Origin of the sequence: Streptomyces europaeiscabiei (assembly GCF_036346855.1) — a bacterium.
GTDB lineage: Bacteria > Actinomycetota > Actinomycetes > Streptomycetales > Streptomycetaceae > Streptomyces > Streptomyces europaeiscabiei.
On the sequence record NZ_CP107841.1, the window covers coordinates 9,771,647 to 9,783,846 of the forward strand.

9 protein-coding genes are annotated in these 12,200 nt (G+C 71.0%); 4 read left to right on the forward strand and 5 right to left on the reverse strand.

Translation table 11 applies throughout. From position 1 onward, the window contains the following. The first annotated feature begins 153 nt into the window (after positions 1-153). The gene (locus tag OG858_RS42435) at positions 154-2,037 is read left to right on the forward strand and encodes a cellulase family glycosylhydrolase (protein ID WP_328543891.1); all 1,884 of its coding nucleotides are present in this window, start codon (positions 154-156) and stop codon (positions 2,035-2,037) included. On the opposite strand, the gene OG858_RS42440 is transcribed toward OG858_RS42435, so the two are convergent. Next, positions 2,030-3,310 carry a YncE family protein gene (locus tag OG858_RS42440; RefSeq protein ID WP_086750283.1) on the reverse strand — a complete coding sequence of 427 codons (1,281 nt, stop codon included), beginning with the start codon at positions 3,308-3,310 and terminating at the stop codon, positions 2,030-2,032. The two genes, OG858_RS42435 and OG858_RS42440, sit on opposite strands and share 8 nt — an antisense overlap. Positions 3,311-3,526: 216 nt before the next feature. Between OG858_RS42440 and OG858_RS42445 the strand changes: the two genes are divergently transcribed. Beyond that, a complete protein-coding gene (locus tag OG858_RS42445; protein WP_086750282.1) occupies positions 3,527-4,204 on the forward strand; it encodes a TetR/AcrR family transcriptional regulator in 678 nt (225 codons plus the stop codon). 367 nt (positions 4,205-4,571) lie between these two features. On the opposite strand, the gene OG858_RS42450 is transcribed toward OG858_RS42445, so the two are convergent. Both OG858_RS42450 and OG858_RS42455 read right to left on the reverse strand, forming a co-directional pair. Next, positions 4,572-5,801, reverse strand: coding sequence for a glycosyltransferase (locus OG858_RS42450; RefSeq protein ID WP_328545262.1), 1,230 nt, complete (start codon positions 5,799-5,801; stop codon positions 4,572-4,574). Between the two features lie 541 nt (positions 5,802-6,342). Next, on the reverse strand, positions 6,343-6,708 hold the full coding sequence (locus OG858_RS42455; protein WP_037698493.1) for a nuclear transport factor 2 family protein: 366 nt from the start codon (positions 6,706-6,708) through the stop codon (positions 6,343-6,345). A gap of 166 nt (positions 6,709-6,874) precedes the next feature. On the opposite strand from OG858_RS42455, the gene OG858_RS42460 reads away from it, so the two are divergent. Further along, positions 6,875-7,171 carry a hypothetical protein gene (locus tag OG858_RS42460; protein ID WP_086750281.1) on the forward strand — a complete coding sequence of 99 codons (297 nt, stop codon included), beginning with the start codon at positions 6,875-6,877 and terminating at the stop codon, positions 7,169-7,171. 186 nt (positions 7,172-7,357) lie between these two features. Then, positions 7,358-8,818 carry an aldehyde dehydrogenase family protein gene (locus OG858_RS42465; protein ID WP_086750280.1) on the forward strand — a complete coding sequence of 487 codons (1,461 nt, stop codon included), beginning with the start codon at positions 7,358-7,360 and terminating at the stop codon, positions 8,816-8,818. A 33-nt stretch (positions 8,819-8,851) separates the two neighbouring features. On the opposite strand, the gene OG858_RS42470 is transcribed toward OG858_RS42465, so the two are convergent. Both OG858_RS42470 and OG858_RS42475 read right to left on the reverse strand, forming a co-directional pair. Further along, positions 8,852-10,612 carry an ABC transporter ATP-binding protein gene (locus OG858_RS42470; protein ID WP_086750279.1) on the reverse strand — a complete coding sequence of 587 codons (1,761 nt, stop codon included), beginning with the start codon at positions 10,610-10,612 and terminating at the stop codon, positions 8,852-8,854. An 87-nt stretch (positions 10,613-10,699) separates the two neighbouring features. Beyond that, the gene (locus OG858_RS42475; protein WP_256960669.1) at positions 10,700-12,199 is read right to left on the reverse strand and encodes a TIGR00730 family Rossman fold protein; all 1,500 of its coding nucleotides are present in this window, start codon (positions 12,197-12,199) and stop codon (positions 10,700-10,702) included. Position 12,200 lies beyond the last annotated feature (1 nt).

Here is a 12,200-nt window from a genome sequence, read left to right on the forward strand (position 1 = left end):
CCCCACGCGGGCGCACAAGGGCTTACCGGGCCTCGCCGGGTCGTGCAGGGCAAAGAATCGGCCGTGAAAGGTGAACTGTCTTGCGAAAATGGGTACTTACTCGTGCGTCAGTTGCTATTGACGGCCCGCCTGACCATTGGGACGGTAGTGCACATGTCGAATGTGGCGGACATGTCAAGATTGCGCACTCGTCTGCTCGGTGTCCTGGTACTCGTCACCGGCTTCCTGACCACGGCGGTCCCCATCCAGCCCGCCTCCGCTCTCACTGACGAACTCTGGTTCGACTCGCAGGCCGCGGCCACCCTCACTGTCGAGGGCGGCCGCTTCAAGGACGGACTCGGCCGCGAGGTCGTCCTGCGTGGCTACAACGTCTCGGGTGAGACGAAGCTCAAGGAGAACAACGGTCTGCCCTTCGCCTCGGTCTCCGACGCGAAGAAGTCGGCGACCGCGCTCAGGGCACTCGGCGGCGGCAACTCCGTCCGCTTCCTGCTGTCCTGGGCGTACGCGGAACCCGTGCGCGGGCAGGTGAACACCACCTACCTCGCGGCGGCCACCGCACAGATGGGAGCCTTCCTGGACGCGGGGATCCGCGTCTACCCCGACTTCCACCAGGACCTCTACTCCCGCTGGCTGTTCGACCCGGACAGCTGGTACACCGGCGACGGCGCGCCCAAATGGGCCGTCGACCTGGGCAACTATCCCGACGAGTACTGCGGGATCTGCCCGTTCTGGGGCCAGAACATCACGTCCAACGCGGCCGTGACGAAGTCGACGTACGACTTCTGGCACAACACCTACGGTGTCCAGGACTCCTTCCTCGACACCGCCCAGAAGACGATGGCGTACGTGAAGTCGAACCTCACGTCCGCCCAGTTCCAGGGCGTCGTCGGCTTCGACCCGTGGAACGAGCCGCATCCCGGCACCCTCGACTCCGGACAGACCAGCAGGACGTGGGAGAAGGACGTCCTGTGGCCGTTCTACGTCAAGTTCCGTGCCCGGATGGACGCGGCGGGCTGGCAGTCCAAGCCGGCCTTCGTCGAGCCGAACCTCTTCTGGAACGCCAACATCGACTTCCAGAAGCAGGAGGGCGGACTCCTCGACGCGGGCACGATCGGACCGCGCTACGTCTTCAACACCCACTTCTACGACCAGAAGGCGATCTCCGGCGTCTTCATGTGGGGCAAGGCGGAGGACGGCCAGTACGTGAACGACTTCGGGGCCGTGCGTGACCGGGCCACCGCCGGCGGCACCACGGCGATCGTCAGCGAGTTCGGACACCCGCTGGCCGGCTCGGTCTCCGACAAGGCGCCCACGGTCTACAAGGCCATGTACCAGGCGCTCGACTCCCGCGTGAAGGGTGCGAGCTGGTGGGCGAACCCGGCCTCCTCCGGCCCGGTCCTCTCCGGCTCCCAGTGGCAGTGGGACATCTACTGGGGCCGCCACCACGAGCTGATGAACGACAACCCCGACAAGGTGCAGGTCGAGGGCGACGCCTGGAACGGTGAGGACCTCTCCGCGGTGCGCCTCGACGACTCCGGTACGGCCGTGCTCCGCCAGGACGCCCGGATGCTGGACCGGATCTACCCGAGCGCCACGGCGGGCAGCACGGTCGCCTTCACCTACGAGGACCGGTCGCGCGACGGTTCCACGACACTGACGTGGAACCCGGTGCCCAGCTCGCTGCCGAACGTCTCCTCGCTCGTCGGCTCCGGCCAGTACTCCCTGCTGGTCTGGCGCTCGGACGGCAGCACCGAACCGACCGAGCTGCACCTCCCGGCGTCCTTCCCCACCGCGTCCACCACGGTGGTGTCCGACCTCGGGGTGACGGCCGCGCCGCCGGCGTACACCACGTCGACACCCATCGCCGCCGCCAAGGAACCGGGCGGCACCGGCAGCCGCCGCCTGCTCCTCACCGCCGCCGACACGGGCAAGCTCCACTACGCCCTGGTCACCAACGGCGCGACAGCTCCGTCCGCCACGCAACTGAGCGCGGCACGGACGGAGCTGTCGAACTGGCTGACCGCTGAATTCAGTTAGCCGAAGGTCCGGTCCAGTTGGCGGGCACCCGCGCGAGACGCACTCGCTGCGGGTGGTCGCCGACTGCGACGGACACGGTCTTCTTCCCGGTGGCGAAGTCGATCGCCGTGACCTGGTCGGCGCCGCTCTCGGAGACCACACAGGACTTGCCGTCACCGCTGACGGTCGACCAGTACGGCTTGGAGACGGGGACGAGCGGCCCCTCCTGGAGAGTCGCGCGGTCCACGACGGTCGCGTAGTCGTCCATCGTGCCCGCGATGCACAGCTTGGTGCCGTCCGGCTTCATCGTGAGGCCGTGGTGGCGCGAGTCGTTGACGAAGGTCGTACGGTCGTCGCTGACCCCCGCGGACTTCGGCAGGGTCTTGGTGCGGGTGATCTTGTCGGTGGCGATGTCGTACTCGAAGAAGCCGTTGAAGAACGACACCTGGAAGTACAGCTTCGTCTCGTCGGGCGAGAACGCGGCGGGGCGGACCGCGTCCGAGTAGTCGGACAGCCCGATGGCGTTGAGCCGCTCCCGCATGTCGATCACCTTGACCTGCTGGAACGTGCTCGTGTCGACGACTGTGATCTTCCGGTCGCCCTTCGTCCAGTCCAGCCAGGGCGCGTCGGTCTGGGTGTTCACGTCGCCGATCGCCATGTTCCAGACGTACTTGCCGTCGCTGGTGAAGATGTTCTCGTGCGGCTTGTCGCCGGTCTTGAACGAGCCGAGCTGCTTGCCGGTGACGATGTCCAGCACATGCACGGTGTTCGACGTCGAGGCCGAGACCGCGACGCGCTTGCCGTCGGGGGAGACGGCCATGTGGTCGGAGCGGTAACCCGACACCGGGAAACGCCAGTTGATGGCGCCGGTCGTCAGGTTGATGGAGACCACGTCGGCGAAGCTCGGGCGGGAGACGACCATCGACGAACCGTCCGGTGTGGAGTACATGTCGTCGACGTACTGGTCGTGGCCCTCGCCCACACTGTTGCGGATCGTCATGTAGGCGATCCACCTGATCGGATCGGCGTTGATCTCGGCGATCCGGGCGTCCTTGTCGGGAATGACGTTGACGCGGCCGACCTTGGCGAAGTCGCCGGAGGACTTGATGACGTCCGCGGTGCCCTCCCAGTTGTTGCCCACGAACATCACCTCACGCAGATCGGCCGCGGCACTCGCCGGGGCGGCACTTGCCGGGGTGGCACTCGCCGCGGCGGAGGCGGTCAGCGCGAGGGCGGACACGACGGCACCGAGGTGCCGGGGCCGGAATCGACGGGGGGTGCGGGCGACGGTCATGATCGGTTCCTCCTGCTTGCTCAGGGCATGCCAAAACGGCTGGTGGGACGTGAGGTGAGAACTGAAGGCGGCAAGTCTGAATACGTCAACGTTCAAATGGACTTACTGGAAAGTAAGGAACGCCCCCGCTTCACCACAAGACCGGGGACACGACAAAATCGACCGACGGCCGAACCAGGCCGCCGCATCGGGAGACGTTCCGTGGGGAGGAACAGCGTGGCGGGCAGGCCCAGACAGCCCACCGGCCGGTACGGGGGCAGGTCCGCGGCGGAGCGCCGGGCCGAGCGCCGAGGCCGTTTCCTCGACGCGGGCCTCCAGCTCTTCGGCGACAGCCCCGGCTTTCGGGGAACCACGATCGCGGGACTGAGCGAGGCCGCCGGACTGTCGACCCGTCAGTTCTACGAGGAGTTCCGCACCCTGGAGGACGTGCTGGCCGCCCTCCACCTCCAGGTCAACGACTGGGCGGAAGAGGCCGCGCTCACCGGTCTCGCCGCGGCGGACGGGCAGTCGATCGCCGAGCGCGCCACCGCCGCGTTCCGTGCCTACGCCGCGAACGTCACGGGTGACCCGCGCCGACTGCGCATCACCTTCACCGAGATCGTCGGCGTCAGCCCCCGCATGGAGCGCCGGCGCCTCGAACGCCGCTCCCGCTGGATCGACTTCATCTGCGCCGAGGCCGCCGCGGCCGCCGAACGCGGCGAGGCCGTCCCTCGCGACTACCGCATCGCCGCCACGGCCTTCATCGGCAGCGTCAACGGCCTCCTCCACGACTGGCAGGCCGGCTGGGTCGACGCGACCCTCGACGAGGTGGTCGACGAACTGGTCGGGCTGCTCCTGGGGATACTGCGGCCGGCGGGATGGCGACCGGAGGGGAACGAAGGGGCGGTTCGGTAAGGGCGACGAGGTGCGATGCGGTCCGACACGGGGCCGTAGCCGTCGCGGGCGATGGCTTGGGTGCGCCGGTGGTCGAAGGACGCGCGCCGTGCCCCGTCGTCGAGCCACCGGATCATCTCGCGCCGTGCGCTTCCGCGCCGTGCGCTTCCGCGCCGTGCGCTTCCGCGCCGTGCGCTTCCGCGCCGTGCGCTTCCGCGCCGTGCGCTTCCGCGCCGTGCGCTTCCGCGCCGTGCGCTTCCGCGCCGTGCGCTTCCGCGCCGTGCGCTTCCGCGCCGGCTCAGACGCCCTGCCCGCGCCGGACTCCGCCGCCAGGGCCGGCCACCGGACCTGCCCCTGGCATCGGCTCCATGCCTCGGCCGTGTTCTTCTCAGCCCGCCAGCCGGTCCACCGCGGTCAGGACCGGCCGCACCCCGTCCTCCGCGCGCAGTTCCTCGGCCAGAGCCGCGGCGCGGCGGCGGTACGACGGGTCGGTGGTCGCCCGTCGCAGTGCGGACTGCAACGCCGCGGCCGTGAAGCCGCGCAGCGGTACGGTTCCGGGGGACACCCCGAGGGCGACGAGGCGGGCGGCCCAGAAGCCCTCGTCGAACTGGACGGGCACCGGCACGGCCGGGACCCCGGCGCGCAGGCCCGCCGCCGTGGTGCCCGCGCCCGCGTGGTGGACGACGGCCGCCATCCTCGGGAAGAGCAGGGAGTGCGGCACCTCGCCCACGGTGAACATGTCCTCGCCCTCGCCCCGCAGTTCGCCCCAGCCCCGCTGGATCACCCCGCGCAGCCCGGCCGCCCGCAGGGCCCGTACGATCTCGCCGCTCATCCGCCCGGGATCGGGCACGGTCGCGCTGCCCAGGCCCACGAAGACCGGGGGCGGCCCGGCGTCGAGGAAGTCCAGCAGCGGGGCGGGCAGCCGGTCCTCACGGTCGTACGGCCACCAGTAGCCGGTGACGTCCAGCCCGGTCCGCCAGTCGCCGGGGCGGGGCACCACCCGGGGGCTGAAGCCGTGGAACACCGGCCGGCCCAGCCGCTCCCGGGCGCGGCGCGCGGCCACCCGGCCGGTGTGCGGGAGCCCGTACTCGGCACGCAGCCTGCGCACCTCCTCCGCGAAGATCCACTCGACGGCCGTGTTCACCGCGTGCCCGGCCACCCGGTTGCCGACCGGGCCCCAGGAGCGGACCCCGGTCATCGGCGGGGCGAACTCCCGTGTGGGCGCGAGGGGCTGGAGGTTCACACCCATGCTCGGGATCGACAGCCCCAGGCCGATGGTGTGGCCGAGCGGCGCGAGGGTGCCGGCCAGCAGCAGGACGTCACTGGCTCGGGCGGCGGCCACCAGGTCACCGGCCATCCGCCCCACCAGACCCCGGGCCATCTCCGCAGCCCGGTACAGCTTCCCGGCGCCGGTGGAACTGCGGTGCAGTCCCTGCCCGCGCGCCGACTCCAGCTCCTCCCGCGGATCCACGGGCATGGCGTGGAAGGCGACCCCCGAGCCGGCCACCAGCGGCTCGAACCGGGCGTGCGTCACCAGCGTGACCTCGTGCCCGGCCCGCACCAGCCCGTGTCCCAGCCCGGTGTACGGGGCCACGTCACCCCGGGAACCCGCCGTCATGATCGCTACGCGCACGCCCGACAGTATGGCGTCGCCCTTCGCGTCGGTGCAGGGGGACCACACCGCGATGACGCGAAAAGGCCCCTGTCCGAAACCACCCGTGCCGAGGAATGCCTCAGCCGTGACGAGTCCTCCTGGGTGCAGCAACAGGCGGCGGCGGATCCGCGGCTCCCAGCCGCCCGGATCGACGCGCTGCTGCGGTAGTGGAACCCGGCCGGGCAGACGGCGCCCAACCCCGGCCGGGCGGACGGCGCCCAACTCCGGCCGGGCGGACGGCGCCTAACCCCGGCCGGGCGGACGGTGCCCAAACCCCGATCGGGCAGACGGCGCCCAACCCCGCGCTCACCGAGGCGGAGATGCATCGGCGATCGACGCGCTGCTGCGGCAGTGGAACCCGGCCGGGCGGACGGCGCCCAACCCCGGCCGGGCAGACGGCGCCCAACTCCGACCGGGCAGACGGCGCCCAACCCCGCGCTCACCGAGGCGGAGATGCATCGGCTCCTGGACGAACCGGGCATCCCCGCCCGACCGGTCGCTCCTCCTACTCGTCCCAGGCCTGGATCATGGTGTGATCGATGATCTTGCCGTCGCGCAGGGAGATCATCGAGCTGGCCAGGACCCGTACCCCGTCGGGGTACTCGCAGGACTCGGTGAAGGCGACCTGGTCGCCCTGGACGACGCACTGCTCGACCTTGTGGGTCATCTCCCGGCTGCAGACGTCGTCGTACATCGCGCCGATCTGGGCCCGGCCGTGCATGACCTTGGGGTGACTGGGCTGGGTGTTGCGGTCGACGACGCGCAGCTCGGCGTCGTCCGCGTAGAGCGACGTCAGTGTCGCCGCGTTCGCTTCCTCTGTGCCCCGGCGCAGCGCTTCGGTGTCGAAGGCGGGGCTCGTCGAGGTGCCCATGGGTGACCTCCTTCGAAGGCCGTGGCCCGGCATGGAGGAGCGGGCCGCTCAAGGCCTCCCCTGCAAGGCTCCTCCGCCGAGCGGGGCCCGGCAAGTGCGGCGGCGGGCGTGCGCCTCACGGGTGAGCGGCCGTGACCCACCGGGGCCGAGGACCGTTGCTGAGGGCATGATCTCAACTCGACGTATCGTCGCCGCCGTGGGTCTCGCCGTCGGCGTCACGGGCCTGGCCGCGCCGATGGCCAACGCGGACGCCACGGCGGACGCGACCAGGTTCAACCCGATGACCGCGCTGGACTCGGTCGCCGCCGGCGACCTCCCCGAGGAGCAGAAGGAGACCGTCCCGCGTCCCTCGCAGCAGCTCAAGAGCCTCAACCAGGTCCACGAGCTGAACCGGCTGAGCGAGCTGCACCAGGTCACCGACATGGCCGCGCCCGCCCTCGGCCTGCTGGGCGCCGTCCAGTAGCGAAGCCGGTCGAACGCGAACGAGAGCCCTGCGGCGCGGACAGCGCGGCGGGGCTCTTGACATTCCCGGGGGCCGGGCAGAGCATCACGGAACAGTAACGTAATTGAATTTCGCACTACGATCGCTCAAGAGCGATCATGCTCGATCACGTACCGTCGTCGATACGTACCCCGAGGAAGCCGCGCCATGGCCATGACCCGTGACCTTCTGATCGGCGGCAAGGACGTGCCCGCCACGTCCGGCCGCACCGCCGAGGATCTCGACCCGTACACGGGGGAGGTGTACGCGACGGTCGCGGCGGCCGGGCCGGAGGACGTCCGGCGGGCCGTGGACGCCGCCGACGCCGCGTTCGAGGAGTGGGCCGCGCTCACCCCCTTCGCCCGGCGCGCGATCTTCTACAAGGCCGCCGAACTGCTGGAGGGCCGGGGCGACCAGGTCGCCGACATCATGGCCCGGGAGGCGGGCGGCACCCGGCCGTGGGCGTACTTCAACGTGGCGCTCGCGGCGAACATCCTGCGCGAGGCGGCGGCCGCGATCACCGCTCCGCGCGGTGAGGTCCTCAGCAGCCAGAAGGAGGGCGTCCTGAGTCTCGCGGTGCGCGAACCGCTGGGCGTGGTGGCCGCGTTCGCGCCGTGGAACGCCCCGGTCATCCTCGGCGTACGGGCCGTGGCGGCACCGCTGGCCGCCGGCAACACCGTCGTCGTCAAGCCCAGTGAGGACGCGCCCATCGCGTGCGGGCTGCTGGTCGCGGACGTGTTCCGGGAGGCGGGGCTGCCCGACGGCGTGCTCAACGTGGTCACCAACGCGCCCGAGGACGCGGCTCAGATCGCCGAGGCGCTGATCTCGGACGAGCGGGTGCGCGCGGTGAACTTCACCGGCTCCACCGGTGTCGGCCGCATCATCGGCGAGCACGCGGCCCGTCATCTCAAGCCCGCAGTACTGGAGTTGGGCGGCAAGAACGCCGTCATCGTGCTCGCCGACGCCGACGTGGACTACGCGGTCGACGCCGTCACCTTCAGCGTCTTCATGAACGCCGGGCAGATCTGCATGTCCGGCGACCGGATCCTCGTCCATGAGTCGCTGGCCGAGGAGTTCGCGCAGAAGTTCGCCGCCAAGGTCGCCACGCTCCAGGCCGGCGACCCGAACCACCCGCACACGGTGGTCGGCCCGCTGGTCGACGCCGACGCCGCCCAGCGGATCGCGGCGCTGGTGAAGGACGCCGTCGCCAAGGGCGCCACGGTGCTCACCGGGGGCGGGCAGCCGGAGGGCGCGGTGCACCCGGCAACCGTGCTCACCGACGTCCCCAAGGACGCCGACCTCTACTACCAGGAGTCCTTCGGACCGCTCTGCGTCCTTCAGGCGTTCACCGCCGACGACGAGGCCGTGGCCCTCGCCAACGACACCGACAACGGCCTGAGCTGCGGCATCATCACCGAGAACGCCACTCACGGACTGGCCGTCGCGCGCCGGATCCGCACCGGCATCGTGCACGTCAACGACCAGTCGGTGGCCGACGAGCCGATGGTCCCCTTCGGCGGCGTGAAGGCCTCCGGCTACGGACGCTTCGGCGGTCGCTGGGGCATCGAAGCGTTCTCCAACACCCGCTGGGTGACCATCGCCACCCAGCAGGCGCACTTCCCCTTCTGATCCACCCCTTCTGATCCACTTCTGGCGACCGGGTCAGCCGGCCGTCGCGAGGAACTGAGTGGCCGCCAACTCCGCGTAGAGCGGGTCGGCGGCCACGAGTTCGCGATGGGTGCCGACCGCGCGGACGCGGCCCGCGTCCATGACCACGATGCGGTCGGCCATCGTCACCGTGGACAGCCGGTGGGCCACCACCAGCACCGTGGTCGTACGGGCCACGTCGGCGACCGTGTCGCGCAGCGCCGCCTCGTTCACCGCGTCCAGCTGGCTGGTCGCCTCGTCGAGCAGCAGCAGCCGCGGGCGGCGCAGCAGGGCACGGGCGATGGCGACCCGCTGACGCTCACCGCCGGACAGCTTGGTGCCCCGGTGGCCGACCAGCGTCTCCAGGCCCTGCGGGAGCCTGGCGACCATACCGTCCAGCCTGGTCGTCTTCAGTACCCGCGTGAGGTCGCCCTCGTCGGCATGGGGGTTGCCCAGGAGCAGGTTGTCGCGCAGGGTCCCGGACAGCACGGGCGCGTCCTGCTCGACGTAACCGATCGCGGACCGCAGCCGCGGCAGCTCCCACTCGGCGACATCGCGGCCGTCGACCGTGACGATGCCCGCCTCGGGGTCGTAGAACCGCTCGATGAGCGAGAACACCGTCGTCTTGCCCGCGCCCGACGGGCCCACGAACGCCGTCATGCCCCGGGCCGGGACATCGAAGGTCACTCCGTGGTGGACGTACGGCAGATCGTCGGCGTACCGGAAGCGGACCTCGTCGAAGGCGAGCGCGGCGGGTGCCGCGTCCGGGGACGGCAGCGGTGCCGGACCGGTGGCCGGTTCGGCGGGCAGCCGCAGGGCCTCCTGGATGCGGGAGAGCGCGGCGGCGCCGGTCTGGTACTGGGTGATCGCGCCCACGACCTGCTGTATCGGCGACATCAGATAGAAGACGTACAGCAGGAACGCCACGAGCGTGCCCACGTCGATCGCGCCGGTCGCGACCCGGGCGCCGCCCACCGCCAGCACGGTGATGAAGGCGATCTGCATGGCGAGTCCGGCCGTGTTCCCCGCAGCGGCCGTCCACTTGGCGGCCCGGACGCTCTGCCGCCACGACTCCTCGGCCGCCGCGTGGATCGCCTCCTCCTCACGGTGCTCGGCACCGGACGCCTTGACCGTGCGCAGCGCGCCGAGGATCCGTTCCAGGGAGGCGCCCATCGCGCCGACCGCGTCCTGTGCCGCGCGGCTGGCCTTGTTGATCCGCGGCACGATCACCCCGAACACCAGGCCCGCGCCCACGATCACGCCCAGCGTCACAGCCAGCAGCACCGGGTCCACCAGCCCCATCAGCACCACCGTCGCGACCAGCGTCAGCCCGCCGGTGCCGAGGCCCACCAGGGTGTCGGTGGTGACCTCGCGCAGCAGGGTGGTGTCGGAGGTGATCCGCGCCATCAGGTCGCCCGGCTCGCTGCGGTCCACCGCGGTGATCCGCAGCCGCAGCAGATACGAGGACAGGGCGCGCCGCGCGCCGAGCACCACCGACTCGGCGGTGCGCCGCAGCACGTACGAACCCACCGCGCCCACCGCCGCGTTGGTGACGACCAGCGCGGACATGAGGACCAGCGCCCAGGTGATGGTTCGGTCGTGCGAGAGGTCGTCGATCAACTCCCGGGCCACCAGCGGCAGGGCGAGACCGGTGGCGCCGGTGACGAGGGACAGCAACGCGCCCGACAGCAGTGCCCAGCGATGGGGTCGTACATAACCGAGCAGCAGCCGCCAGGTGGGCGGCTGCCGCTCGGCGGTGGTCTCAGGGGTGCTCACGAGGCTCCTCGGCAGGTCGGTCGGGGAGTGGGGACCGGGCGCGGACCTTCAGCCTACGTCGGGGGCGCGGGGCACCGGGAACGACTTTCAACCGCCCAGCAGCACCCTCCAGTCCCGGGCGACGGAGAGCACGGCCGGTGTCCGGTCCGTGCCGTCGTCGGTGGGCGGCGGATACTCGTCGATCATGTGCGCCAGGACCTTGCCCGGGCCGAGTTCGAGGTACGTCTCCACGCCGTCCCGGCGGAGGAGATCGACCGCGTCCGAGAAACGCACGGGATCGCGCAACTCCCTTACCCAGAAGTCCGGTTCGGTCGCCTCGGCCTCGACCGGCCTGGCTGTGATGTCGGAGATCAGAGGGATGCGCGGGGGGCGGAGGTCCATGGTGCGCAGTGTGTCGCGGTACTCGTTCAGGATCGGATCCAGGTGCGACGAGTGTGCGGCCAACGCCACGCGGAGCAGCCGGGCCCGACGGCCCCGGGCCACCCATCGGCCGTGCACGGTCGTCACCGTGTCCCGGTCGCCCGAGACGACCAGGGACCGGGGGCCGTTGATCGCCGCGACCACCACACCGGGCTCCGGCTCCCACTCCTCCGGCGAGATCTCGATCGCCGCCATGGCCCCCGGGGTTGACACCTCGCCTATGAGCCGCGAAAGCGTACCCACGGCCCGGCACGCCTCGGGCAGGGAGTACACCCCGGCGACATGGGCGGCGGCCATCCAGCCGACCGAGTACCCGAACAGCACGTCCGGCTTCAGGCCCCGGCTCTCCAGGAGGCGGTACTGCGCGACCTGGAGGGCGAAGATCGCCGGAGTGGCGAACACGATCCGATCCAGAAGCGCGGCCGTGGACGTACCGGCCTCGGCGAACATCACGTCCCGCAGCGGTACGTCGAGATACGGGTCAAGTGCCGCGCACACCTCGTCGAGGGCCGCCGCGAACACCGGGAAGGACCCGTGCAGCTCACGGCCCATGCCCGGCTGCTGCGATCCGGCACCCGAGAACAGCAAGGCGGTCCGGCCCAGCTTCGGTGTGGCGGGACCGGCCAGGACCTCCGCCGGCCCGGCGGTCAGCCGTTCGACCACCTCCCGTGCCGACCCGCACACCACGATCCGTTCCAGGTCCCCGGGATGCAGGAACCCCTCGTCCCGGACATGCCGGAGGAAGGCGAGCAGCGGTCGGTAGAAGCCCGTCGGGTCGAGGAGCAGACAGGGTTTGCGATGGATGCGCATCTGCGCCCACGCCAGTACCTCGAACAACTCCTCCGCCGTGCCCAGCCCGCCGGGCAACGCCACGAACGCGTCGCCCGACTGCGCCATCCGCGCCTTGCGTTCATGGATGTCGCGCACCACCTCGAGTTCGGTGAGCCCGGTATGGGCGATCTCGTACGGCAGCATCTGGCGCGGAATCACCCCGGTCACCTGACCTCCAGCCGCCAGGGCGGCGTCCGCCACCGCACCCATCAGCCCGATACGGGCGCCGCCGTAGACCAGCCGGAGTCCGGCCCCGGCGAGCGCGTCACCCAGTTCGGCGGCGGTCCGCAGATGCTCCGGGCGGTGCCCGGGTGAGGCGCCGCAGAACACGGTCACG

What these genes read in the sequence shown, in the direction of transcription:
- OG858_RS42435 (WP_328543891.1), top strand. Translation starts at nt 154, where the DNA reads ATGTCGAATGTGGCGGACATGTCAAGATTGCGCACTCGTCTGCTCGGT.
- OG858_RS42440 (WP_086750283.1), bottom strand. Translation starts at nt 3,310, where the DNA reads ATGACCGTCGCCCGCACCCCCCGTCGATTCCGGCCCCGGCACCTCGGT.
- OG858_RS42450 (WP_328545262.1), bottom strand. Translation starts at nt 5,801, where the DNA reads ATGACGGCGGGTTCCCGGGGTGACGTGGCCCCGTACACCGGGCTGGGA.
- OG858_RS42455 (WP_037698493.1), bottom strand. Translation starts at nt 6,708, where the DNA reads ATGGGCACCTCGACGAGCCCCGCCTTCGACACCGAAGCGCTGCGCCGG.
- OG858_RS42460 (WP_086750281.1), top strand. Translation starts at nt 6,875, where the DNA reads ATGATCTCAACTCGACGTATCGTCGCCGCCGTGGGTCTCGCCGTCGGC.
- OG858_RS42465 (WP_086750280.1), top strand. Translation starts at nt 7,358, where the DNA reads ATGGCCATGACCCGTGACCTTCTGATCGGCGGCAAGGACGTGCCCGCC.